The organism is Lysinibacillus sp. EB271-A1-10B (genome assembly GCF_058791335.1).
In genome coordinates this window covers 1-24,836 of sequence record NZ_JBYTDL010000041.1, presented here as the reverse complement: position 1 = coordinate 24,836, position 24,836 = coordinate 1, and the positions used below count along the sequence as shown (strand labels likewise).

22 protein-coding genes and 1 pseudogene are annotated in these 24,836 nt (G+C 34.9%); 19 read left to right on the top strand and 4 right to left on the bottom strand.

Features of this window, described 5'->3' with window-relative positions; translation table 11 throughout:
• Positions 1-688: 688 nt before the first annotated feature.
• A pseudogene (locus AC3WSK_RS25815) lies at positions 689-832 on the top strand (zinc ribbon domain-containing protein); the annotation flags it as partial.
• A gap of 2 nt (positions 833-834) precedes the next feature.
• Here the strand turns inward: AC3WSK_RS25815 and AC3WSK_RS25810 are convergent.
• The 3 genes from AC3WSK_RS25810 to AC3WSK_RS25800 all read right to left on the bottom strand — a co-directional run bounded on the left by AC3WSK_RS25810 (position 835) and on the right by AC3WSK_RS25800 (position 4,858).
• Positions 835-2,622, bottom strand: a complete 1,788-nt coding sequence (locus AC3WSK_RS25810) for a response regulator (RefSeq protein WP_427485071.1) — start codon at positions 2,620-2,622, stop codon at positions 835-837.
• A 113-nt stretch (positions 2,623-2,735) separates the two neighbouring features.
• The gene (locus AC3WSK_RS25805; RefSeq protein ID WP_427485072.1) at positions 2,736-3,314 is read right to left on the bottom strand and encodes a sensor domain-containing protein; all 579 of its coding nucleotides are present in this window, start codon (positions 3,312-3,314) and stop codon (positions 2,736-2,738) included.
• Between the two features lie 203 nt (positions 3,315-3,517).
• Complete coding sequence (locus AC3WSK_RS25800) at positions 3,518-4,858, bottom strand: erythromycin esterase family protein (protein WP_492414950.1); 1,341 nt, start codon at positions 4,856-4,858, stop codon at positions 3,518-3,520.
• 623 nt (positions 4,859-5,481) lie between these two features.
• Between AC3WSK_RS25800 and AC3WSK_RS25795 the strand changes: the two genes are divergently transcribed.
• Both AC3WSK_RS25795 and AC3WSK_RS25790 read left to right on the top strand, forming a co-directional pair.
• The gene (locus tag AC3WSK_RS25795; protein WP_492414949.1) at positions 5,482-7,611 is read left to right on the top strand and encodes a type IA DNA topoisomerase; all 2,130 of its coding nucleotides are present in this window, start codon (positions 5,482-5,484) and stop codon (positions 7,609-7,611) included.
• Positions 7,612-7,908: 297 nt separating this feature from the next.
• Entirely contained in the window at positions 7,909-8,751 is an 843-nt protein-coding gene (locus AC3WSK_RS25790) for a nucleotidyltransferase (protein ID WP_079564215.1), read from the top strand.
• 205 nt (positions 8,752-8,956) lie between these two features.
• Here the strand turns inward: AC3WSK_RS25790 and AC3WSK_RS25785 are convergent, their stop codons facing one another.
• On the bottom strand, positions 8,957-9,469 hold the full coding sequence (locus AC3WSK_RS25785; protein ID WP_079564212.1) for a peroxiredoxin family protein: 513 nt from the start codon (positions 9,467-9,469) through the stop codon (positions 8,957-8,959).
• Positions 9,470-9,844: 375 nt separating this feature from the next.
• On the opposite strand from AC3WSK_RS25785, the gene AC3WSK_RS25780 reads away from it, so the two are divergent.
• From AC3WSK_RS25780 to yiaA, 16 genes are all read left to right on the top strand, one after another.
• Positions 9,845-10,288 carry a MarR family winged helix-turn-helix transcriptional regulator gene (locus tag AC3WSK_RS25780; protein WP_079564209.1) on the top strand — a complete coding sequence of 148 codons (444 nt, stop codon included), beginning with the start codon at positions 9,845-9,847 and terminating at the stop codon, positions 10,286-10,288.
• Positions 10,289-10,361: 73 nt separating this feature from the next.
• Complete coding sequence (locus tag AC3WSK_RS25775) at positions 10,362-12,125, top strand: ABC transporter ATP-binding protein (RefSeq protein WP_492414948.1); 1,764 nt, start codon at positions 10,362-10,364, stop codon at positions 12,123-12,125.
• Positions 12,118-13,944 (top strand): ABC transporter ATP-binding protein, encoded by a 1,827-nt coding sequence (locus AC3WSK_RS25770; protein ID WP_492414947.1) that lies wholly within the window; start codon positions 12,118-12,120, stop codon positions 13,942-13,944. Before AC3WSK_RS25775 ends, AC3WSK_RS25770 begins: the two co-directional genes overlap by 8 nt.
• 402 nt (positions 13,945-14,346) lie before the next feature.
• Entirely contained in the window at positions 14,347-14,754 is a 408-nt protein-coding gene (locus AC3WSK_RS25765; protein WP_492414946.1) for a DUF6157 family protein, read from the top strand.
• A gap of 159 nt (positions 14,755-14,913) precedes the next feature.
• On the top strand, positions 14,914-15,300 hold the full coding sequence (locus AC3WSK_RS25760) for a DUF5071 domain-containing protein (protein ID WP_079564199.1): 387 nt from the start codon (positions 14,914-14,916) through the stop codon (positions 15,298-15,300).
• Between the two features lie 441 nt (positions 15,301-15,741).
• Entirely contained in the window at positions 15,742-16,305 is a 564-nt protein-coding gene (locus tag AC3WSK_RS25755) for a hypothetical protein (protein ID WP_492414945.1), read from the top strand.
• Positions 16,306-16,522: 217 nt separating this feature from the next.
• A complete protein-coding gene (locus AC3WSK_RS25750; RefSeq protein WP_079564194.1) occupies positions 16,523-16,996 on the top strand; it encodes a GNAT family N-acetyltransferase in 474 nt (157 codons plus the stop codon).
• Between the two features lie 362 nt (positions 16,997-17,358).
• Positions 17,359-17,748: a GntR family transcriptional regulator gene (locus AC3WSK_RS25745; RefSeq protein ID WP_079564192.1), complete on the top strand. Its 390-nt coding sequence runs from the start codon at positions 17,359-17,361 to the stop codon at positions 17,746-17,748.
• On the top strand, positions 17,745-18,434 hold the full coding sequence (locus tag AC3WSK_RS25740) for an ABC transporter ATP-binding protein (RefSeq protein WP_427485081.1): 690 nt from the start codon (positions 17,745-17,747) through the stop codon (positions 18,432-18,434). The genes AC3WSK_RS25745 and AC3WSK_RS25740 overlap by 4 nt, the downstream gene beginning before the upstream one ends.
• Positions 18,431-19,249 carry a hypothetical protein gene (locus AC3WSK_RS25735; RefSeq protein ID WP_427485082.1) on the top strand — a complete coding sequence of 273 codons (819 nt, stop codon included), beginning with the start codon at positions 18,431-18,433 and terminating at the stop codon, positions 19,247-19,249. Before AC3WSK_RS25740 ends, AC3WSK_RS25735 begins: the two co-directional genes overlap by 4 nt.
• A 13-nt stretch (positions 19,250-19,262) precedes the next feature.
• Positions 19,263-20,438 carry a hypothetical protein gene (locus tag AC3WSK_RS25730; protein WP_492414944.1) on the top strand — a complete coding sequence of 392 codons (1,176 nt, stop codon included), beginning with the start codon at positions 19,263-19,265 and terminating at the stop codon, positions 20,436-20,438.
• A gap of 340 nt (positions 20,439-20,778) precedes the next feature.
• Positions 20,779-21,279 carry a sigma-70 family RNA polymerase sigma factor gene (locus tag AC3WSK_RS25725; RefSeq protein WP_079564182.1) on the top strand — a complete coding sequence of 167 codons (501 nt, stop codon included), beginning with the start codon at positions 20,779-20,781 and terminating at the stop codon, positions 21,277-21,279.
• Positions 21,276-22,538: a DUF4179 domain-containing protein gene (locus tag AC3WSK_RS25720; RefSeq protein WP_427485084.1), complete on the top strand. Its 1,263-nt coding sequence runs from the start codon at positions 21,276-21,278 to the stop codon at positions 22,536-22,538. Before AC3WSK_RS25725 ends, AC3WSK_RS25720 begins: the two co-directional genes overlap by 4 nt.
• Positions 22,539-22,765: 227 nt before the next feature.
• Positions 22,766-23,329: a hypothetical protein gene (locus AC3WSK_RS25715; protein ID WP_492414943.1), complete on the top strand. Its 564-nt coding sequence runs from the start codon at positions 22,766-22,768 to the stop codon at positions 23,327-23,329.
• A gap of 117 nt (positions 23,330-23,446) precedes the next feature.
• On the top strand, positions 23,447-23,803 hold the full coding sequence (locus AC3WSK_RS25710; RefSeq protein WP_079564175.1) for a hypothetical protein: 357 nt from the start codon (positions 23,447-23,449) through the stop codon (positions 23,801-23,803).
• Between the two features lie 309 nt (positions 23,804-24,112).
• Positions 24,113-24,529: an inner membrane protein YiaA gene (gene yiaA, locus AC3WSK_RS25705; protein WP_427485086.1), complete on the top strand. Its 417-nt coding sequence runs from the start codon at positions 24,113-24,115 to the stop codon at positions 24,527-24,529.
• The last annotated feature ends 307 nt before the right edge of the window (positions 24,530-24,836 follow it).

Below are 24,836 nucleotides of genomic sequence, written 5' to 3'. Positions count from 1 at the left end.
CAAAATTGAACAAGAAGCGCCCTATCTTTCTCTATAACGAATTTATTTATAAAAAACGCAAGTTTTTCAGTGCCCTCGTAAAATATCGAACTCAAGCCAGCCAATTAGCTGCATAATAAAAACTCTAACTTTAAGGGGTCACTACCCTCGAAAATCGGGAGGTGGTTCTTATTATTTAACGAAACAAGATGCATAGTTAACTGTGAGCTTACTCCTGAAATAAATAACTACAGAGAAATGAAATTTTCATTTAGGGGGCTTCAGAACCTTAACTTGATGGCGATGGGGTACCGCCACATCGCTATCTGGCCAAGCTTATGCAAAGTCAATTTTAGACAAGATTGTTTCTTTTTTCTAAGGGGCAAGTGTAGTTGATTGAAAGATTTGCATACGAAATAAACCCTAGCGGGTTTCACTTTTTTGAATTGTTTTCCTTTAAAAGTAAGCGTCAAATAGTAGGTGGGGAATATTTGACGCTTACTTTTATATTACCAAAAAGGCATCTCTTGTATAAGGATAGTCAAAAGTTTAAATATCATCTCATAAAAATGTTTAGTTACAATTTTAATAAGAAAACATATTCGAAACACCTGTTTTTTTACATATCAAATAACGTTTTTCCATTGTTTTTTAAATATATGTTAATATTTTTTTCATTTAATTTACTGTTCAAACTAGCAATGACCTCATAAATTGTATCAATAATATTAGAGTTTTCTTTTTCAAATGGTATTGCCCTTCTTGTCATACACATCATGATAGAGATATTAACGCAAGTATCAATCTAAAGAATGAAGCGATCAGGCTTCTAACCGCAAGGACTGTGGAGGTAGTTCAATCAATAATTCCAATTTCTAGAGCCTTGTGGACAGCTTCTTCCTTGTTACGCACTCCTAACTTTGAGTAAGCTGTTGAAGCATAGTTCCTGACCGTACCATTCGATAAATATAGCCTTGAAGCTATCGTATTGTATCGAAGTCCTTTTGCTACTAGCTGCAATATTTCTATCTCCCTAGCTGTTAGCTCATAAGCGGTTGCTTTTGATTGTGGTGTCTCTTTTTGCTCATCAAACTTCTTAAATATTTTGTGAGACATCCCCTGATCAATCAGTGTCCCACCTTTGTGAATAAGTCGGATCGTATTAGCTAGCTCCAACGTTTCAATAGATTTGAGTAAAAAACCATCCGCACCGTTGCGAAGCGATTCTAACGCCTGTTCGGTATCTTGAAACGTTGTAAAAATCAATACGCGGATATGTGGCCATTGTTGCTTAATCTTTTTGGTTGCTTCGATTCCATCCATGTGCTGCATATCTAAATCCATAAGTATAACGTGGGGTTGAAGGCGCCCACACAAATCGATGGCTTGATTGCCATCCTCAGCCAAACCGACTACATTTAAATCTTCATATCTATCGAGTAGTGTCCTCAAACTTTCTCGAACAAATGGCTGGTCGTCTACAATTAACAAACGAATAAGTCCATCTTTTATTTCAATTTGTCGCGGTATGGTACATGTAACAAGCATTCCTTCCTCTGGCTTTGTATATACAGACAATTGCCCCTGCAAATTCATTGCCCGTTCTTTCATCGCATTCATACCGAAGCCTTCCTGCCATTCTACATTTCCTTTTCCGTTATCTTGAACTTCTAACCTCGTATATTGTTGTTCAAACTGCAATGAAACTATAATTTCAGTCCCCTGACCATGACGTACTGCATTTGTAAGAGATTCTTGTAAGCAACGAATGAATGCGATCTTCGCTTGCTGAGACAGTTGATATTCCTCTCCGAATGTCCTAAAACTTACATTTACCTGAGCGTGCTCCTGAAATTCGGCTCCAAGATTTTGTAGAGATTGAATCAAGGAAGACGATTGACACGGAGAATCCATTTGATGTAGGTAACCTCTCACGTCCTCGATGCTTTTACGTCCCATTTCAAGCAAAGAATCTAGCCTCTGTATACCCATTTCAGTAGCAAGTTCGGTACGCAACGTTTCCATCCCCATAATAATAGAAGTATAAGCGTGACCAACTGTATCATGAAGCTCACTCGACAGTCTGTTCCGTTCTTCTGCCAGTGTAATACGTTCAATCTGAGACATATATTGCTCAAGTACCGCGTTTTGTTTACGAATCGCTTCATTTTGCTTATGATTGACGATTAATAAATGGAAAGCGAAGCCCATTACATAAGCGAGTCCATAGTAGGTAACCAAAATCCAATAGCTATTACTTGGCGCAACCGCATAGAGAATTCCAGTTGTTATAAAAACTGTTGTTGGAGCTGTCCAATAATAGGACAAATGCTTACTATTCGCAGCAATTAGAAACACCGATATAAGAAATGTGATGTAAGCTTCCGGAAATAATGAGGTTAAATATATACATAGTCCACCATATAGCAGTATTTCTGTGAACAAATAATATTTATAATTGAATAGTAAGGCTACCCATGGAATCGAGAAGGCAACAACCTCCCAAAAAATAATAATCCAAAGTGGCAATGTTAAACTAACCGGAAAATCTAATGTGTTTATGACGATAGAGATACTAACAAGTATACGGACTCCTAACATAATCCAATCGTACCAAACCCAATACTTAACCATATCTAACAAGTCATTTACCCCCTAAATAGCCTACCTTTTTACTTCCTATATTATAAATTAATCCTTCATACATTGTTATATTTTTAATTTCACACTACAATTCTCTCACAGAAGGCAAACTTCTATCGATTTAGTTGCCGAATCATGCTACGTGTATAGCCCCCAATTTTCTTTGTCAAACCATCTACTATTCTACTACTTATGGCGATAAATACTATACCCATAGACATTACAAAGAGTGACTTGGCAAAAGTATCTATCTGTATGAATATAATATTCATTTCGATGTAGCGATACAGTAGTGGTGCGAACAACAACATAAGTGGCATTATATAAAAAATGGTTGCACAAATGAGACTAAAAATGCCAATCACAAATTTCTGCATTAACCAATAGACAGCAGACCAATTGCGACGATCGGTAAGCACTAATTTCACCTGAGTCCAGTTCGATGTATCTATTGTTATACTTCTATCATAAGAGTCTGTTGAAATATCTGTATAAATTTTCGTCTGTATGCGCTCGAATTGGATAAAAGGTTTAGTAGTCTGTAGTACGCGTATAACTAGTGGAATCCCAATTACCGTAAATGAAAGGGTGAAGCTGAATAGCAGAGCTATTAGATAAAAACAAAAATAAAACAATCCTGTAACGAAAGTTAGCAATAAAAAATAACCATTCTGGATGAATCTTGATTTCATAAAGTTCATCGCTCCTATCTATGTAATAACCGAATTGTACTGCTTTTTTTGTCATTCTCACTAATGTAAAAGTGTCATATGACATTTCTAAATGATGCTAAAAAGGGGAGAGTAACCTACTTCTGGTTAAAAAAAGATGCTTTTATTAACCTCCACCAAACAATCCCGTTCTTGCAGATGCAAGAACGGATTGTTTTGTACTTTTATTTAATATGAGATGGACTTGTTTTTCGAATATGAAAAATAATATCAAATTGCTCAAGCAATGACTTATCAAAGTATGCCGATTCGTTCGGTACGAGTCGTCCCCCTATACTTAGTAATGGTTTTTTTGCTTTAACCCATTTCTCTGCTGGTCCTTTAAGGTGACGGTTATCCAATAAAAACATTTTATATGGTACTTTTCCGAGGGTATAATTGAAACTATTTACATCTTGTGGAATCAGATCCGTTATAATCTGATCTGCTGTGTCGTTGTATAAGGTGAAATTCCCCTCCGTAGTTGTACTGCCAATTGTGACATAATTATTGTCTAAACGTTCCTTCAAATACTGCCCCGCAACATAAGGGTATAATTTCTCATCGATAATTCCTTTAGCTATATGAACATTGTGTCCCCATACCATCGTTTTACCACCCAATGTCTCTTGTGCCCACATTGCATGATCGGCCAAGTATTGCTCATGTAGCTTCAACATACTTGGATAGTCGTTAGGAATTAGCATTGTGGTAAATTTCTCTATTGCACTTGCCGTTGCTTTCGCCCAGATGTACTCGGGTGAAGCTATTTCTGTGTTGGCTTGCTTATTCTCATCTTTTAGTAATCGAGCTACTCTCTCAGCGTTTGCCTTGAACTTTTCTTTTATTTCAGGAGCAAGGTCCATATATTCCTGTGTACTTCCATTAAAAGCCGACAATTCTTTATAATTTTCTTCTACTTCTGCCAGCAAATCTGGTCGATGCAGCCTTACATAATCAATTACTTTATTAAAGCAACCTTGGTCCAACTCCTTTAAGTCGAGCCCAATAAATTGGATCTTTTTTTTATTGGATGGATCAGCATTATAATCTTTCATCCACTCAATCATGGCTATAATTTCATCAGTAGGATATAACAAGTTTAAAAATTCCCTAGGGTTTCCTTTTCCTGTTTGGATGTATTCATTTAACTTTAAGCCGTTTCCCCAATCTTCTTCCATTGTGAAATTTGTAAAACCCATCTCAGTAACCAAATATTTCACAAATCGAAACTTCATAGTGAAAATTTCAGAGCTTCCATGAGTATTCTCTCCTAATCCTACATATTGTGCGCTCCCAATCATCTTCTTAAGTGGTTTTAAATCCTCAAATGATTTTGACGGCTCTATCGTTTTTAATGGGTAAGCCTGTGATTGTATTGATTTAACTATATTTTTTTGGATTGATTGGCCTGAATTTTCGACTGCTACTTTTTCGACTGCTACTGTTTGAGCCTTTCCTACTTCTCCACATCCTGTGACTAATAAAGCTGTACTAACCATTGCAATTATTCTTTTCTTATTCATTTTTTTCCACCTCAATTGAATTATTTGTAAAAGCAAGATTGATTCATGTACTTGCACGAATCAATTGCCTTAATTCAATTGTTATCTATCCCATATCATATTTTCTAGTTACATATTGTCATAAGGTTAATTGACACAGGTCATAGGCTATCATTACACTTTTGTACCATCGGCTATGACAACTTATAAATAATAATTACATTGATGAGTCGCAAGTAAGACTAGATTATAAATTGGGGAGGAATTTTAAAGATGAATTAATCTGTATGCCAAAATATTTTTATTCTAAGTTGTGTCTGTGGAAATGACAGGAAGTAAATTCGATAAACAAATGAATTAAAGAGGAAGGGCGGAAAATTACTTAGTTAAATCACAGCAGCCTGATTCTGTAAAAATTGCACAAATTTTAATGAAGCTAGACGAAATCGATTGGCTTGCGACTGGAGGTTTAAAATATTTGAAGGGTGCCTCTGGTACAAAGATTTTAGTAAGTGATATTTTAAATTGTTTAAAGTAAGATAGTAGTAAGGTATTTTACACTAAACTCAACTAATCTGATTAGTTGAGTTTTATGTTTATATATATATAGCTACTAAAATATTTTAAAGAAGATGTGATGATTAATGGGGAAAATCGCCATTTTGGCAGAGAAACCATCTCAAGCAAGAGCTTATGCAGACGCATTTAAAATTAAACAAAAAGAGAAAGTATTTATTGAATTGGAACCTTGTTCTACTTTTCCTGAGGGTGCAGTAATTACCTGGGCAGTTGGTCATCTTGTTGAATTAAAGGAACCAAAAGAATATCAAAAGGAATGGGAGAAATGGTCGCTTGGATCATTACCGATCATTCCTCAAAAATTTGAAGATAAAGTTGTCTCTAAAATGTATACACAATTTAATGTAGTAAAAAAAATCTTTAGTGATCCACAGATAACAATGATTTATAACTGCTGCGATAGTGAACGTGAGGGGTCAAATATCTTCTACTCACTTTTAAAAATGACGAAAGTAAATAAGCCTGTTAAACGATTATGGATCAATTCATTAGAGGTTGAGGAAATTCGAAAAGGCTTTAATAATATGCAAAGTAATGAGCGTGATATGCTCATGTACCAAGAAGCAAAAACACGTCAAATTAGCGATTGGTTAGTAGGAATGAACTGTAGTCGCCTCTATACGTTACTTTTACAAAAAAAGGGCTTTAAGGGTAGTATCTCTATCGGTCGTGTGCAATCGCCAACCGTATATTTAATTTATAAAAGGCAACAGGAAATTGAACATTTCAAGCCTGAAAAGTTCTATGAAATTGAAGGGATATTTAAAGCACAGAATGGTGTATATAAAGGGAAGGCAAAGTTAAAAACAAAAGAGCGTGCAGAGGCTGTGCAATTATTGCAACAACATGGGGTTGAACCGGTGGATACGGGTCTAATTACAAGTGTAACGAACAAAACGAAGCGTATTGCACCACCAAAATTACATGCGTTATCAACATTACAAGCCGCCGCTAATAGACGTTGGAAATATAGTCCGTCACATGTGTTGAAACTTACGCAATCACTTTATGAGAAAAAGCTCGTTTCTTACCCACGTACCGATTCACAACTTATTACACATAATGAGTTCGCTTATTTAAATGAATCATTGGCAAAATACCAGCAGCTCGTGGGAAAGCCATTTAATGCGCTAAATCGTGGGAATAACAAACGCTATGTCGACAGTGCCAACGTAGGGGAGCACTATGCGATTATTCCAACGAAAAAAGTGCCGACAGAAAAAGCGTTACAATCAATGAATGCTGATGAACGAAATATTTATTTCGAGATAGTTAATACGACACTCGCTATGTTCCATCAAGATTATGAATACGATGAAAAAACGATTTTAACGAATGTCAAAAATATAGAGTTTAAAACGGTAGGGAAAACAGAACTTGTAAAAGGTTGGAAAGAGTTGTTTTCAAGCGAAAAAGACTTAAAGGAACGTGAAGAGTCGTTACCTGTCGTTTTCCAAGATGAGATGGTACAAAGCAAGATTTCTATTTTAGAAGGCACGACCACGCCTCCTAAGCATTATACCGAAGGGCAACTCATTACGATGATGAAAACATGCGGTAAATCAGTTGAGGATGAAGAGGAAATCGAAGTGCTGAAATCGATCGAAGGTATTGGCACAGAAGCAACTCGGAGTGGCATTATAGAGACGATTAAAAAGCATGGATTTATTGAAGTGCGAAAAAACATAGTGAGCATTACGTCCAAAGGGGAGCTTTTATGTCGGTCGATTGAAGGGACATTACTTTCAAGCCCATCTATGACTGCAAAATGGGAAATTTACTTAAATAAAATTGGCCGTGGAGAAGGCTCTGCAAAACATTTTATTGAAAGTATAGGCAAGTTTGTTAATCAATTATTAGCGGAGGTACCTAAACAGTTAGAGTCACTTACAATTGACGCAGAGCAGTTTAAACCAACTGCTGTGAAAGATATTGTGACGTGTCCGACATGTAAAGTAGGAAAAATAGGTTTGCGTAAAAGCTTTTACGGTTGCTCGAATTATAAAAATGGTTGTAAACAAACGTTCCCAGGAAGGCTATTAGGAAAAAAACTAACTGAAAAGAACATTAATGATTTATGTAAGATTGGTAAAACAGCTCTGCTTAAAGGGTTTAAATCAAAGAATGGTAAACAATTTAATGCGTCACTCCGTTTGGTAGAAGGAAAGATTGAATTTGAGTTTAATGAAAAGTAACAGCGAATACTATAGCTGGAAGATGGAGTTTCCTGAAAAAAAGGATTTAAGTATAGATTTTTGAAGGTTATTTCAACCTAGTGAACTTCCATAATGAAAGTAGGATAGCATGTTCGATAAAGAACGTGCTATTCTATTTTTATGTAAAATGGTTATAATAATCAGATATTTACAGAAAATGACTATGTAATGTCATTATAGAAATTTGTTTTTATTCGTTAGAAGATAAAACCCACAGCGAGAGGCGTAGCATAGTAGGTAGACTGAGTTACTATATTTTATAAAAGGAGTAATGTGATGACTACTATTAGAGCGATTGGAAGTTTATGTGTCACGGATAGTGATGGACACATTATTAATCATTCAGATTGGAATAACATCAACTCGATTTTTCTTCCTGTAATAAACGATGTGGTTCATACGTATTCTAGTCATCTTCAAGATGACTTACATAGTGTATACATAAGGGGGTCCATTCCAAAAGGGATAGGTATTGAAGGTGTTGCTGACTTAGACACAATAGCGATTACTAAGCAAAAGTTTAATAATCTGCAGTTAAAGCGGATAAATGAAGTAGAACAAGAATTAACTCAAAAACATACTTGTGTAGATGGTATTGAACTAAGTGTTCACTGCAAGGAAGATGTTTTAAATACGTCATCATTTTCTATCATTAGTTTCATACTCCAAACCCATGGACTGTGTGTGTTTGGAGAAGACTTGATACCTCAATTACCAAAATATAAAGCGAACGAAGCTTTAGCGAATGACCACCTTATTCATTTACAATCTCAAATTAAAAATGCCTGTGATGATATTCAAGATAATTCAGATATAGAAGATATTAAAGATTGTTGCAAGTGGATTATGAAAATTATAGTAAGAGCAGGACTTGCACTTGTCATTTTCAAGGAAAATGCATATTCAAGGGATTTATATCCTGCTTATAAAGTGTTTTCTAACTATTACCCTGAAAAGGAAAGCGACATGAAAAAGGCACTTGAATATGCCATAACACCTATAATAGATACAAACCAATTGTTATCGTTTTTAAATGAATTTGGAACGTGGATGGTTATTGAAGCTGATAAATGGCTACAATGCTTTAACCCTAATAGAGAATTAAATATGAAAATATAATCACTTCCGAAATCAAATTCTCGTTAGCTATCACAAATGGAATTAGTATTGTTTTTATAGTCTATAGACGAATTGATTCCACGTAAAGAAAAAGGTAATCACAACTCTAATGTGATTACCTTTAATCTTTCAGTATTTAAAATTCCATTTGAGATGGGTCATTTTCTACTTATGTTGCTCTGCTATTGCGCCCAATCACTTTTGTTTATTGATTTGACTTTAAATTTTTCCCAATATATTGGACGATCTTGCGAAGTTCAGTAGATGATGGGCGTCCAAATGGACTTGTTTGTTTTTGTTGATATAGTAGTTGTCCATTTTCATCAACTAGGAAATAGGCTGGCTCTCCGTGCGTGCCATGATCCTCATATGGCGCATCTTTACCGTGATAAAATACATCGTATGCTTTTATTGTTTTTAACTCTACATCCGCTAAGACGGTAAAAGTAAGGTTATGTTCATCAACCATTTTCTTTAAATTATCAAGCTGATCCGTTGAGATGGTAATTAGGTGTACATTCTTGCTTTCAAAATAACTTTTGCTTTCTTCAAGCTCTTTTAAGTCGTGAAGACAAACAGGACACCATGATCCTCTGAAAAAGATAATAAGATGCCAATTTTTATGTTGGCTTTGATCGGATACAAAAGAGAATTCTTCTCCATTCACTGCTGGAAGTGTGAAATCAGGTACTTTGTCACGCAAATTAAATGTAGACATACTTTTCCTCCTTGAAATTGAAAATCTAATGACCACCTTGTATTATTTCCGATTTAAAATCAGATATGTAAAATGAAAAAACAACTACCAAAATGCCGAGGTTCATCTTCTTCTCTAACAATTTTTAGTGTCATTCGTTCTTTATTGAAATTTATTTATTGTATTCAAGCAAAATGTCATTGTTATTTTGACATTTATAAGCATACTTTATTGTTGGATTATTTAAAGACAATATGGCAAACTGAATACGAAGATAAATCTCAACATGATTCATCGGTACCTAAGGACGTAAGTATCTTTAAAATGGAGATGTTCGAATAATAATAAACTAGGTTAATACGATAGTTTATTGTTGATAGATTGGGGGTATTATAATTGAGCAAAAGGAGATCAGTTGGATTAGAATTGCGTACATTGTCGCTATTAATGAGAAGACAATTGGATCAAATTACAAGTGCTACGCTAACGGAAAAAGATAACCTTACTGCCATGCATGGTTGGACGATTAGTTATCTTTGCAAAAATCAAGATAAAGATGTGTTTCAAAAGGATTTTGAACGTGCATTTTCTATTCGTAAATCAACAGCATCTCGGATACTAAAATCCATGGAAAGTAATGGTTTGATTACAAGACAATCTGTTTCCTACGATTCAAGACTGAAAAAAATTGTCTTAACAGGAGAGGCGCTAAAGATACATGAAGATATTAAGACTCGTAGAGAAATCCTTGAACAAAAATTACTATCAGGTATCCCGGAAGAGAAACTTGACGTTTTTTTTGAAGTGATGGATGCCATGAAAGAGAATATAGGATCTTGAAGAAGATGCTATTTTAAAGCTTTATTTGATAATATAGTTAGCATGCTAACTAACATGAGGGGGGACTGCGTGTATGTTGAAAATATTTAAATATTTAAAACCGAAAGAATGGACGCTCGTTATTGCTAGTATTGTGTTCATTGTAGGGCAAGTTTATTTGGATTTGAAGTTGCCGGACTATATGGCTAAAATTACGACCCTTGTACAAACAGAGGGCAGTAAAACGAGCGAGATATGGACGGCTGGAGGGAAGATGCTATTATGTGCCCTTGGCAGTATGATATTGGCAGTTATTGTTGGCTATTTTGCGGCAAGGGTAGCAACATCTTTGTCAAAGGAATTACGAAAAGGTGTATTTGATAAAACGCTATCTTTCTCTATGGAAGAGATTAATGGCTTTTCAATCGCAAGTCTAATTACTCGTTCTACTAACGATATAACGCAAATACAGCAAACGGTTGCGATGGGGCTTCAAGTGATGATTAAAGCGCCAATCCTAGCTGTATGGGCTATTTTAAAGATTACCGGGAAAAGCTGGGAGTGGTCAGTGGCAACAGGAGTAGCTGTCATTGTTTTACTTATTTTGATAGGCAATCTGATCATCTTTGTGCTACCGAAATTTAAAGTCGTTCAAAAAATGACAGATCACCTGAACCGAGTAACAAGAGAAGGTTTAACTGGTATTCGTGTTGTTCATGCTTATAACGCACAACAATATCAAGAAGAGAAATTTGAAAAAGTAAATAAGGATTTAACGGATACAAATCTTTTCGTGAATCGACTTATGGCCCTTATGCAGCCGGGGATGGGGCTGATTATGTCAGGTTTAACTCTTTCTATCTACTGGATTGGTGCACATATAATAAATAATGCTGGAGGTATGGATCGAATCGGTTTGTTCAGTGATATGGTCGTATTTTCATCCTATGCAATGCAAGTAGTTATGGCATTTATGATGTTATCAATGACGTTCATTTTGCTACCGAGAGCAGCTGTATCTGCAGCACGTATAAATGAAGTGCTAAATACACCTCAAACAATACTCGATGGAAAATTGCAATCATCACCTAAGGGAATCGAAGGTGAAATTGAACTGCGTAATGTGAGCTTTAAATATCCGAATGCAGAGAACTATGTTTTAGAAAATATTAGCTTTACAGCACATAAAGGCGAAACTGTCGCTTTCATCGGTTCTACTGGTAGCGGTAAAAGTACGCTTATTAATTTACTCCCAAGATTTTACGATGCGACTGAGGGGGAAGTAATAGTCGACGGCATTAATGTAAAAGAATATGCACAAGAGGCTCTTCATAATAAGATTGGGTACGTTTCTCAAAAAGTCGTACTATTTTCAGGTACAGTAAAATCTAATGTTGCCTACGGTGGTAACGGCCAGACCCCATCATCAGATGAGGAAATCAAAAAAGCCGTGGGAATTGCTCAAGGGAAAGAATTTGTGGAGAACATGGATGACCAATATGATGCGGCTATCGCTCAAGGTGGTACAAATCTTTCTGGAGGTCAGAAACAACGTCTTTCTATTGCAAGAGCAGTGAATCGAAATCCAGAAATCTTTATTTTTGATGATTCATTCTCCGCGCTAGATTATAAAACAGACCGTCAACTTCGTTCTACGTTGAAAAAAGAAACAAAAGGTGTAACGACTTTGATTGTGGCACAGCGAATTGGAACGATTAAAGATGCTGATAAAATCATTGTTCTTGATGAAGGTAAAATCGTTGGTATGGGGAAACATAGAGAATTATTGAAAACTTGTAAGACTTATCAGGAAATCTCTTATTCTCAGTTATCGAAGGAGGAGTTGGACAATGCCTAATACACAAAATAAGCCCCGAAAAGGTCCTGGTGGCCCAGGTCATATGGCAGCTCCTGGGGAAAAGCCAAAAGATTTTAAAAAGCCTTGGGGGAAGTTGATTGCCTATTGTAAACCTTATTTACCAGCGATGATCTTTGCACTTGTATTGGCAACAGTAGGAACAATTTTCACGATTATTGGACCTAATATGCTTAGTGACATCACCGATTTGATAACGGAAGGCATTACTGGGGAGATTGATATTACGGCTATTGGAAAAATAGGTCTGTTCCTTGCTATTTTGTATGGATTGAGTTTTATTTTCAATTATTTGCAGGCGTTTATTATGGCTACGATTACGCAGCGAGTTTCTAAAAAGTTAAGGGCAGATATATCGAACAAAATTGATAGATTACCGTTGAAATATTTTGATTCTACAACCTATGGAGATGTATTAAGTCGTGTCACGAATGATGTGGATATGATTGGACAGTCTTTAAATCAAAGTATTGGTTCATTAGTGACAGCGGTCGTTATGTTCTTCGGATCTTTAATTATGATGTTCTCTATTAATGTGACGATGACACTTTCTGCCATTGCTGCAACTTTCGTTGGATTTTTATTAATGACCTTTATTATTTCAAGATCTCGAAAATACTTCATACGCCAGCAGCAAGATCTTGGTAGAATAAACGGCCATATTGAAGAAATCTATTCAGGGCATGATGTCATGAAGGTGTATAACGGTGAAAAAGCAGCGAAGCAAGAATTTAATGAGATCAATGAAAGTCTTTTTAATAGCGCTTGGCGCGCACAGTTTATGTCCGGCATGATGATGCCCCTCATGATCTTTATCGGAAATTTAGGGTATGTTGTTGTTTGTGTCGTAGGTGCTGCACTTACATTGAAAGGTTCCATTACATTTGGTGTGATTGTTTCATTTATGGTTTATATCCGCTTATTTACGCAACCGTTGTCACAGCTAGCACAGGCAGCTACAAGCTTGCAGTCAACTGCCGCAGCAAGTGAACGTGTATTTGAGTTCTTACTAGAAGAGGAACTTGAAGACGAAAGTGATAAGAAGGCCACTTTAGATGCAAAAGATGTTACAGGCAATGTAGAATTTAAAAACGTTAAGTTTGGATATACGAAAGAGAAACTAATCATTAAAGATTTCTCTGCGCAAATAAAAGCAGGTCAAAAAGTTGCCATTGTCGGACCTACTGGGGCTGGGAAAACAACGCTTGTTAATCTTCTAATGCGTTTTTATGAAGTAGATAGCGGGGAAATCATGATTGGAGACGTACCGACTAAGTCGATTTCTCGTAAAAATGTTCACGATTTATTTTGTATGGTGCTACAAGATACTTGGCTATTTGAAGGTACCGTTAAGGAAAATATCGTATATAACAAAGAGAATGTAAGCGATGAAGATGTAATTGCAGCTTGTAAGGCTGTAGGTCTGCATCACTTTATTAGAACTTTGCCAAAAGGTTATGACACGATTTTAAACGATAAAACTAGTTTATCTGTTGGGCAAAAACAGCTTATTACCATTGCTAGGGCCATGGTTAAAAAAGCACCGTTGCTTATTTTAGATGAAGCTACTAGTTCCGTTGACACGCGTACTGAAGCACTTATCCAAGAAGCGATGGATAAATTGATGGTGGGAAGAACATCATTTGTCATTGCGCACCGACTTTCAACAATTAAAAACGCCGATTTAATTTTAGTGATGAAAGACGGCGATATTATTGAAAGTGGAAATCATGAAGAACTAATTGCAGAAAAAGGATTCTATGCGGATCTGTATAATAGTCAGTTTGAAGATGCTTCTTAAAATGGTATGCTATCTATTCGTTTTTGGCTGCTAGACAGTGTGTAGTTTAATAAAAAATGTTTGATAAAAATCACCTCGTTTCTTAGAGGTGGTTTTTTAATTTTGACCTCTTGAAGCGATAAAGTTTAAAAGTTGGGTTATAAATTAAAGGTGGGCGAAAGATTTAAAAATTGTTCTGATAAATATTGAATTTGTTCCGATAAATCAAAAATTTATTCCGATAATTCGAAAAAATGTTCCGATAAATTGATTTTGAGCTTTATACTAAGAGAAAATAAAGGTGTGTTAATGATTTAGTGGAGTAAGAGCTTTTTATAGAGTTGGAAATTGGGAATTGGAGGTTTCAAAGGACACAAGAAATTTTCGATGCACACACAAATGGTTACAGGAGGGATTAATTTAATGAGTTATAAAAATACTTTTATTAAAATTTCAGAGGATTCGGAAGTTCATTCAGCAATTACTCCGCTCGCAAGAAATAACAAACCTACTATAGCTTCGATTGAATATGACTTAATCAGTAATAACCCTTACAAATATACGCAGGAAGATGTACAATTTCAAACTTATTTGATTAAAAACCAAATTAAATCAGATCAGTTAGATGAATACAGAGAACAATTTTTCCAAAAACCTAAAGCGTGTTTTAGAGCTTCACCATTGGTAAAGAAATATGGGTGGGGAATACACTACGATGATGAAGGGAAAATTGCATTATATGATGTTAATAGTGAAGGGTACAAGCAATTTCTAAATTCGGATACTATCACTTTATTAAAAGGTATGCGTTCTAAACGGAGTGGAAAATAACGAAAGAATTACCGACTCTTTTATCTGCCTTGAGTTAAAACAAAAGTTTTTGTTCATTGGAACAATCCCTATTTCTTGAACTAAAAGGGCAATTTAATTTAATAAAGACTGATATAATAAATGAATTGCCATGTATAAAAATCTAAGGGAGGGTTGCGTGTGGAAAACTTTGGAGATCTTTTACCGAGACATAAACATGATCATGATAGAGTAGAAATAATTAAGAGAATGGATAGAGATCAAATATTGCCTTTACTGCCTAACCTCCTTGAATGGATTCAAGATATGAATTGGCCAGTGGCACCAAGCGTATTAGAATTACTATTAACTTTTCCAGAAGAGATTGTCCCACATGTGCAAGATGTTTCATCTTCAGATGACGAAAACTGGAAGTGGTTTATTTTACATTTTTTAGTTATTAAATTGCCAGTAGAGTCAAGAGTTCAATTTAGAGAATATTTAACAAGAGTTGCTGAAACACCTACACATAATGAACTCGCAGAAGAACTTGATGAAATCGCAAGAGCAATTTTAGAAACAATCTAACTAACGGGGTGTTCGTATTATATAGTTTACCCAGAATTTCCTGGTTGAACATTATATAGATTGGCAGTATTAATAAATCAATTTTAGTTGACGCTGAATCAATAAATATAGTTGTAAATAAAGTGGAGCTTATTGGGTTTGTCAAAAAGCTTCATTTTATTTTTGAGATATAGAAAGTTATTTGCAATTTTGTTCTTTATTTTAGTATTTGTAGCTTTAAGGTATGCTTTTAACAGTATTTTATCAGCATGATAAAATTATTCATTATAGCATCGCTTTAAGTAATTATCGCATTTATTAATCAAAATCGTTTTTTAAAAGCTAAATAAAATATAATAGAATTTAAGCAACTAACGCATTCATTAGTTCAACAACTTGATTAATAATCGTGTTGGACTTTTTTTGTGATTATTTTGCAAAAATGAGAAAGGAGTATTATGGATGATATGTATTGGCTCAACACCTAAATATGAAATTAAACATTTTGATAAACTTGAATATGAAAAATGTGGTGAATTCTTAAACTGTTTTTTAACCGACCCGAAGTATATCCTATTATTTAAAGAGTTTGAGGAAAACCTGGATTCATCTTGGATTGAAAAAATGGATTGGGATTTAGAAATTCAAGAAAATGTAAAAAAAGAAGAAAGGAATTGGGAACGACTGGTCCGGAATTTAAAAGTATTTACAACTCAAAAGTGGCTTCATCCATTTTATAATGAAACACAAAATGATCTAATATTTTTTAGTCCAATGAATCAACAAGAACTACAACAAATTATAAAGAAACGTGGACTAATAAATGATTCTTGTATTGTAATAGAAAATGGAAAACCACTTGAGGAATGGACATACATATTGACATTTGTAGAACATGTTTTTGAAAATGAAGAGGATGAATATTGTGCCGTAATTGTTCTTGAGAATTGCACAAATGAATTTAAGAAAGAAGTATTTCCAGTACTTAAGGCGAAATTTCAACTTTTTGCTTATGAAGGGGATTGACCAGTAAACTCTATCTACCTTGTCATTCATAGCTTCGCTTGTTATACGGGATTCTTTTGTCCCAACCAGCGAGGGCGTTTATCCAACAAGGATTTACGCTTTTTTTGTTGGATTTTATTTATTAAAGGTGCTGTTTAGTTGCATAAGGAATAAGATAAAATTTGCTTTAATGTTACTATTAGTTTAAATAGATGTTTACATTAATAGGGGGATTAAAATGGAAATTCGTTTAGTTAAAGGTTCAGACTACTATGTGATTTCACCTCTAATCAATGAGTGGTGGGGTGGCAGGAATATGTCTGCTATGTTACCAAAATTATTTTTCGACCATTTTACACAAACAAGTTTCATTGCAGAAAAGGATGGTAAACTTGTAGGTTTTCTAATAGGATTTCTTTCTCAAACTCATTCAAATGAGGCGTATATTCATTTTGTTGGGGTTCATCCTGAATACAGAAAGCATAATATTGGAAAACATTTATACAATAATTTTTTTAATGTGGTAAAGCAAAATAATCGAAGTATTGTTCGTTGTGTAACGTCACCTGTCAATAAAGTTTCAATTGCCTATCATACTAAGATGGGTTTTGAAATTGAAGATGGAGATAGAATTGTTGATGGTCTATCAATCAATACAGACTATGACGGACTAAAGCAAGACAGGGTTTTATTTATAAAAAAATTAGATTAGAATCTAGTTTCTTAATTAAACTAACGCATGCTTTACTTCAATGTTGAGTAGAACTTTTTTATACTAAAACTTTCGTGGCAAATTAGTTTATTAACTGGTTGTCTTTTTAAATGTTGAGATATATTTCCATGGGTTTGATTGACATGAAAAGTGTATTAAGCATATAATACATTACGAAAGGTGTATTGTGTGCTTAATACACTTTTCCATTTTTTTGAGGGTGGTGTATTAAGCTGTTAATACATCGAGATCGATTAGCGGGGTAATGGCTAAGTTCTTTAAAAGTACTTAGCCCACCATTATGCTCAAACTGTATTAAGTGCTTAATACACGAAAATATGATTTTCTAGGAGTTGAGTTAATTGACTGTAAAGTTTAATAATCGGGATCCAGTGTACGTCCAGGTTATCCAGCATTTTAAAGAGCAAATCGCCAAAGGGTATTTTGAACCTGGCCAGGAGATTCCATCAAGGAGAGAGCTAGCCAACCAGCTGAAGATTAACCCAAATACTGCACAACGAGCTTATAAGGAAATGGGGGAACAAGGATTGATTTTTACTGAGGGGAATATGCCGAGCTGCATTACTAAAGATGAAGCGGTCCTTAAAAGTGTCCGTGAGGAATTGATTATCGAAGCGGTTGACTTATTTTTAGGTTCTATTAAATCCATCGATGTGCCGTTATCCGAAGTGTTGGAAATAGTTAAGAAAAAGCATGATGCCGAAAGCGGAGAAGCGGAGGGATCGAAATGATCGAAGTAAAAAATGTCGAGAAAAAATATGGCAAGAAACGGGTATTAAAAGGTCTTTCTTTTACTGCTGAAAAAGGTGAAATAACTTGTTTAATCGGTATAAACGGAGTAGGAAAGACGACAATCATGAAAGCTATTATGGCGCTCACTCCGATTAATAGTGGTGAAATTTTGATCGATGGGGAAAAAATCCGGAAAGAAAGCTTTGAAAAAATTACTTTTATTCCAGATACGATTACGATGTTGCCGCAAATGAAAATTTGTGAAGCCTTTGCGTTCATGGCCGATTTTTATAAAAACTGGGATCCTCAAAGGGCAGAAGAGCTGCTGCAATTTTTTAAACTAGACCGTACTGAACGAATTGCCAATTTATCAAAGGGGAATATGGCTAAAGTTAATATGATATTAGGTTTGGCACTGAATGTGGATTACTTACTGATGGATGAACCATTCTCTGGTATTGATATTTTCTCCCGTGAACAAATTGCCGAAGTGTTTACAAGCCATTTAATTGAAGATCGTGGTGTGATTATTACAACCCATGAAATTAGTGATATAGAACACTTGATTGATAGAGCAGTGCTTATTGATAACGGTGAAGTATTAAAGGAATTTAGCGTAGAGGAAGTGCGTGAAAAGGAAGGGAAATCAGTAGTTGATGTCATGAGAGAGGTGTATCGTGGATGAAAAACTATTTAAAACTTCTTAATTTCGAAGTAAATCGATTTTTCAAACTGTACCTAACTTTAATAGGATTGATAATTGTCAGTCAGTTCATTGGGGCGATTGTCGTGTCAAAAGGATATATGAATGGCGTGGATCAAGTGATGTATAAAAATCAATTATCAATGAGCCAATATACTCAAGAATACGGGTTATTTTCTTTTAATCAGTTCGTTGGTTCTGAATGGTTCCTGCTACCAATCTTTTTTAGCATCGCCATATTGATGATTTATGTTTTCTTTATTTGGTATCGGGACTGGTTTGGAAAAAATACATTTATTTATAGATTATTAATGTTGCCAACTGAAAGAATTACTATTTATTTCTCAAAATTAACGACAATTATGCTTTTAGTACTTGGTTTAGTTGCCTTGCAAATAGTATTAATCTCAATCGAAATGCAAATTGTTAATAGTATTATACCAACAGATTTACAATCGCATTTTTCATTTAATGATGATTATAGTTTAGAAAGGCTTTATCCGAATACCTTAACGGAATTTATCCTGATTTATGGAGTCGGGCTAATCTTTGTAGCAGTTCTATTCACGGCCATTTTAATTGAACGAAGCTACGGTTTAAAAGGCATTTTTATCGCAATCGTTTATGGAATGCTTTCGTTCGGAGTATTTATTGCGCCACTATTATTAAATAGGTTATTAAATGGCTATTTTTACTCACTAGAAGTCTTCCTAATGGAACTGGTAATGAGCGTCATTGTATTAGTCAGTGCCATTTGGATCGCAAATCATTTGCTAAAATATAAAATCAGGGTCTAAGGGGGGAATGGAAATGAAAAAATATTGGAAAACGATATTGATTAGTTTAATCATCGTGACGACAATCGGTTCTTACTATATGCAACAGGCAATGGCAAATAATGTATCTCTTAAAATTGAAACTACTAACGGAAATAAGGGAGAAATGGATAATCTTATCATTCATGCAATTTATCAAAGTCGTGATAATTATAGTAGGTTGGATATATCAAAGGATGGTTCGACTAATCAAAGCGGGTCTTTTATTGAAGAGTTGAAGGGACGATATTACCCTGGGATGTTTCAAAAATACATTCAAGAACACCGTAAGTTTATGCGTGGAAAAGAAGCAAATCCTGGACAGTATTTTGAAGATGAAGATCGTTTAATTTACACGATTTTTTCAAATAAAGAGGGTCGAGGAGATTCTTTCACTCTGCAAATCGATATACTTGATAAAAATACAAATGAAAGTTCTTCATTTGAAATCAATATGCCAGACCAAGTAAGATATGACTGGATAAATGAGAGTGATGTCTATGTAGAAAATGGAAAAATAAAAATATTAGCAACAAGCAATCTCAATAATGAGGAAGAGTTGCACTTATATACGGTCGATGAAAACAAAAAGGAATTAGAGCAAGACTCAATTATTGCAAAAATAGAGTCAGAAGAGCTAAGCAGGGCCAACATCTATATATTTAATGAATATAATAAGGTGCAAAATGAAAATTATTTCTTATATATGGTTGAAAAATACAAATATCTAGAAGATGGTGAGCGTAAAACTATCTCTAGCCCAATGTATCTGTATAACTATCTGAATAATGAAGTGAAGGAATGGACGATTCCAGCCGAATTAAAACCATATAAGAACTGGATCATTCTTCAAGGAACAGATATTTTCATTCCTGTTCGTTCAACCAATGGTTTAGTACTGAACCGTTATAATATAGAAAAGAATCAGTGGGAAGAACCTGTAAGCTTTAAATATCCAAGCATTGCTAATGCTAAAGAAAAACCTTCTATACAGATTACAGATGGTAAACTATATTTAATCGATCGTGTTTCGGATGGTCATTTGTTCCTTATCGGTGATTTACGTACAGGTGAATCATTATATGAAGGTAACATCATCATTGAGAATAAAGACAAACTAGATGCAGATTACTCACTTTATATCGAGCAAATATATAACAACATTCATTAAATTGAAGAACATACATTTTAATAAATTTGAGTAAGCAGCTTTGGCAGGTATGAATTCTATGATTCATATCTGCCGTTTTTTGTTCCTTGGGTGGATATTTGTGGAATACTAATGACAGTATGCCGATAATGAAATTAGTCACTGGCTAAAGTTAAAGGCAACTTTTCTTATTGAGTTAACGGAGTAGGTTAGTGAAGGAAGGAATTAAAAACTTACGTCTTCGAAGGGAACATCTTTGACGCAAAGATTAAAGGTAAATTCATGTAAGATTGTAAATAATTATATTTTTTTGAACGAAATGAAAAATTGTTCCGTCTAATGGAGGAAGGAGGCGAAAAGGATGGAATGTGAAATCGTGCAGCGTGCTATTCGTGGGGATCATCAAGCGATACTTTCACTTATTGAAATGGATGAAGAAATTTTATATCGCATGGCTTTTGCATATCTGAAAAATGAGCAAGACGCTTTAGACGTGATGCAGGACCTAGTTTATAAGGCACTGAAAAAAATGCATACCGTTAAACAGCACGAATATGCCAGAACATGGCTCGTGCGCGTCTTAATCAATTGTTGTAAAGACCATTTGCGAAAACGCCAACCAACCGTTGCAATTAAGGAGCATCACCAAGTTGAATGGGTTATCTACTCTGATATGGAGCGGTTATTGGAACATTTATCTTTGTCGGAGCAGCAACTCGTCTATATGAAATATTTTCAGCAACTAAAAAACAAAGAAATTGCTGAGCTAAATCAAATTCCGGAGGGTACTGTAAAGTCTAAGCTTCATTACATACTAAAGAAGCTTAAAAACTTCGCTGGAGAAAAGGAGGACTGGCTATGAGTAAACTACCGATTGACGTTCCAAAGGAGAAACTTCAACAAGTACGAATGGATATGTTTCGTAAAGTTCAACGAGAAAAAAGAACAAAGAAGCGCATTGTATCGGTTGCAATAGCCTCTTTGTTTTGCTTAAGCCTGTTATTTTCAATTCGTGTTTCTCCTACGATTGCTAGCCATGTTGCAAAAATACCTGGCTTTCAAGTAATTGTATCTGCGGTTGTAAGAGATAAAGGGATAAAAGATATTGTGGACAATGACTATTATGAAGAAATCAATGTGACACAGTCTAAAAAAGGCCTATCGCTTACATTGCAAGGCGTGATTGCAGATAATACGGGATTAGTACTTTACTATGACGCCGATGCCTCATTTGATATGTCGGAATTACGCTTAGAGGGAGTCCAATTGTACCAAGGGGACGAAGAAGTTAAAGGCGGAGGTTCATTTACAAGCCATCAATCACATCAAACAAGCATCTCTTCTTCAGTAGACTATAGTTTTTCAGAGCCTTTTTCTTATACTTCAAAGGATTTTAAAGCCATTTTTCATTTTTATGAAAAAGATAAGGGGAACATTGAAATTTCGGTGCCGTTTTCACTACAAAATGAAATCGCAAAGGAGAAAACTACTACTGTAAATCGTACTGTAAATGTCGAAGGTCAGAAATTTACGATTACAAAAATTCGCCGTTCTCCATTAAGAATGGCAATCGATATTGAATTAGATGAAGCGAATACGATGCAAATTTTATCGCTTGAAAATATTGTGGTCGAGACGGAAGATGGGGAGCGAAGAGAAGAAAGAGTTAAAAATGGCTTGTCAATAGGCAGAAATAGTCCAGACGGCAAATTCACGCTAAATTTACAAAGTAATTATTTCCATGATTCAGATTCACTCAAACTATTAATTGGAGCTGTTCATGCCGTTCCAAAGGGCAAGGATTTTATCGAAGTTGATTTTGGCACAAAAGAAGTACTCACGAAGCCCGATTATTTGGATTGGGATATTTCTGTAACGGAGCAAGGTGTATCATTTGCCGCAAAGAAATGGGATGATAGAAGGGCACATTCATTTGTAGTTAGTGCTGTAAAAGCAGATGGCACGACGTTAGAATATAAAAGTAGCACTTTCTCAGATGATGATGAGTATCTTTATGAGACGGAGAACTTTGAAGATTATGATGGCAAAGCCAAAATGTATATAAACTATTTCTTCAATCCTATCGGAAAAAATATTGAACTGAATATTCCATTGAAATAAAGTAAAGATGTTCAAAAAGGCTCGCCTTTTTGAACTCTTTTTAATGTTTCCATATTTGTGGTAATATCTCTGTGTTGGCTTCAGGTAAAGCAAAACCAAGGCAAAAGGATAACCTGAGATAAAAGTAAGAGACATTCCAAGTTTTGGAGTGTCTTCTTTCCTTCGTTTTGAAACGTAAAGACAAACAAAGACGTCTAATTGGTTAAATTTAACGTCATGGAGGAAATATGAGATTAATACTACTGATCATAATGATGTCTATATCTCTAACTACAATTTTTCCAATTCAAAGCCATGCTTTGAGTTGTGTTAAATTAGAAGGACCAGCTATTAACCATTTTGATACTGCAATCGTTGGGACGGTTTTAGATGTGAAAAATGATAGTGTACAAGAAGGATTCACTGGTCTAAAAGAGACAAAAAAGTATGTCTTAATCGATGTTGAGAAAAGTTGGAAAACAGAAGTGGATTCCCAATTAATTTTTGAAGCTGATTTTACATGGGCTTATAATTTCGAAAAGGGGAATAAATACATTATTTATTTGAATGAAGAAAACGGGAACTATTTTAATAGTCCTTGTAGTCCAGTTGTTTTAGTAGAATCAAATAATGATTATGAACAATTACTTGGGGAAGGTCTAAAACCGAGAAAAGAGGTTAATTTAGGCTATAAAATGTGGTTCATGCATGATAAGGATTTAGATTTTGAACTTGTGATTTTAATTATAGCCATTTCGTTAATCTTAATTTGGAAATGGAACTCAAAAAGAGTCAAATCATCTAAGAAGTAGATTAAACTTATTGAACTTGTCTGTTGTATAGCGCTAGTTTTGCGCTATATGGATGGCTAATGGGTATTTCTAGCATTGACTGGAACATATATTCATATAAAAGGAGGAAACGACAAATTGAAATTAATTTGCAAAGCATGTCATTTAGAAATTTCTGAGCCGTTAACGGAATTAAAAGATATGAATTTGATAAATGAAAACGATGGCCAAGATTATATTCCTAGGGGCTTTTATTTAATCCAAGAGGAAACAGCTTATGAAATATTAAAAGGATCTATCATTATAAACATCAAGGATTTAATCAATTCAAACCACCATTCAGACAGCAGTAGATTAAATGGGTGTTGTGGTCTTGACGGCTGTGATGGCATGAACAGGGTTTGCTTGCATGATCATGAAATTGGTACGGAATACTCTGATTGTTGGAGGTTTCATAAAGTTGTATTAAATCCAGAACTAGTGCAACTTATTTAAGATTTACACTAATACCTTTTGCAGACCTAAGTACAAGCCGATATCGGATACAGTTATGCCGCGGCATAATTGAGCGAGAAAGCCTAAAGTTTGTGTAGTTATCTTCTTCATGCTAATGAGCATATACTTTAATAACGAAGATCGCTTTTTCTTCTTCAATTTAATGGCAGGTTCTTTATGCAGGTCTATGTACTGGGTGCACTACAATGTCCCTGGTGCTCCATTTTTATTAGACTAAAATATGGAGGCGGAAAATTGAATGATGATAATGAAGTTTTAGTAGATAAAGAAAAACGAAATGATTTAAAAATGAAAGAAGAACGGAAGGAGGGAGAACCGACTCCGGCCTTCAAGGGGGCTTCGTGGGCAGCGCTATTAGTAGGCGTTGCGTCTTATTTAATAGGTTTGTTTAACGCAACTATGCAATTGAACGAAAAAGGATTTTACTTTGCAGTTTTAGTATTCGGACTTTATTCTGCGATATCTTTACAAAAAGCAGTTAGAGATAAAGATGAGGGAATACCAGTTACTAATATTTATTATGGTCTTAGTTGGTTCGCCCTGATTGTATCTATTTCATTAATGGCCATCGGTTTATACAATGCAGGAAGTGTTGTTTTAAGCGAAAAAGGATTTTTTGGGATGGCATTTGTGCTTAGTTTATTTGCAGCTATAACAGTTCAAAAGAATATAAGAGATACGCAGCGGGCAAGAGAAAAAGCTTGAGTAATGTACTAAAATGGAGCAGAATCCATTTTGCTACTAGGGGTTTATGTTTTTCCATAGACAACTAAATTTAAATTTGAGAAACGGATCACCTGCGGAAAGGCTTCCATTTCTTTCTTCAACAATCGAAGGGGTTTAATTAAAAGTTGGGTTGCCTAGGCAGCTCTTTCTTACGATTAGTCAAGTATCTATAATAACTTTCTTAACTCTCTGATATTATTTTGATAAATTGGGCCATACCGAATAAGCCTAGTGATTTTTCGATTTTTCATAAGGCTTTAGTATGTTAAACTGATGCTACGACTGT

Coding starts and splice junctions, on each gene's coding strand:
- AC3WSK_RS25805 (WP_427485072.1), bottom strand. CDS start 3,314: ATGAAATCAAGATTCATCCAGAATGGTTATTTTTTATTGCTAACTTTC.
- AC3WSK_RS25800 (WP_492414950.1), bottom strand. CDS start 4,858: ATGAATAAGAAAAGAATAATTGCAATGGTTAGTACAGCTTTATTAGTC.
- AC3WSK_RS25795 (WP_492414949.1), top strand. CDS start 5,482: ATGGGGAAAATCGCCATTTTGGCAGAGAAACCATCTCAAGCAAGAGCT.
- AC3WSK_RS25790 (WP_079564215.1), top strand. CDS start 7,909: ATGACTACTATTAGAGCGATTGGAAGTTTATGTGTCACGGATAGTGAT.
- AC3WSK_RS25785 (WP_079564212.1), bottom strand. CDS start 9,469: ATGTCTACATTTAATTTGCGTGACAAAGTACCTGATTTCACACTTCCA.
- AC3WSK_RS25775 (WP_492414948.1), top strand. CDS start 10,362: ATGTTGAAAATATTTAAATATTTAAAACCGAAAGAATGGACGCTCGTT.
- AC3WSK_RS25770 (WP_492414947.1), top strand. CDS start 12,118: ATGCCTAATACACAAAATAAGCCCCGAAAAGGTCCTGGTGGCCCAGGT.
- AC3WSK_RS25765 (WP_492414946.1), top strand. CDS start 14,347: ATGAGTTATAAAAATACTTTTATTAAAATTTCAGAGGATTCGGAAGTT.
- AC3WSK_RS25755 (WP_492414945.1), top strand. CDS start 15,742: ATGATATGTATTGGCTCAACACCTAAATATGAAATTAAACATTTTGAT.
- AC3WSK_RS25750 (WP_079564194.1), top strand. CDS start 16,523: ATGGAAATTCGTTTAGTTAAAGGTTCAGACTACTATGTGATTTCACCT.
- AC3WSK_RS25740 (WP_427485081.1), top strand. CDS start 17,745: ATGATCGAAGTAAAAAATGTCGAGAAAAAATATGGCAAGAAACGGGTA.
- AC3WSK_RS25735 (WP_427485082.1), top strand. CDS start 18,431: ATGAAAAACTATTTAAAACTTCTTAATTTCGAAGTAAATCGATTTTTC.
- AC3WSK_RS25730 (WP_492414944.1), top strand. CDS start 19,263: ATGAAAAAATATTGGAAAACGATATTGATTAGTTTAATCATCGTGACG.
- AC3WSK_RS25725 (WP_079564182.1), top strand. CDS start 20,779: ATGGAATGTGAAATCGTGCAGCGTGCTATTCGTGGGGATCATCAAGCG.
- AC3WSK_RS25720 (WP_427485084.1), top strand. CDS start 21,276: ATGAGTAAACTACCGATTGACGTTCCAAAGGAGAAACTTCAACAAGTA.
- AC3WSK_RS25715 (WP_492414943.1), top strand. CDS start 22,766: ATGAGATTAATACTACTGATCATAATGATGTCTATATCTCTAACTACA.
- yiaA (WP_427485086.1), top strand. CDS start 24,113: ATGAAAGAAGAACGGAAGGAGGGAGAACCGACTCCGGCCTTCAAGGGG.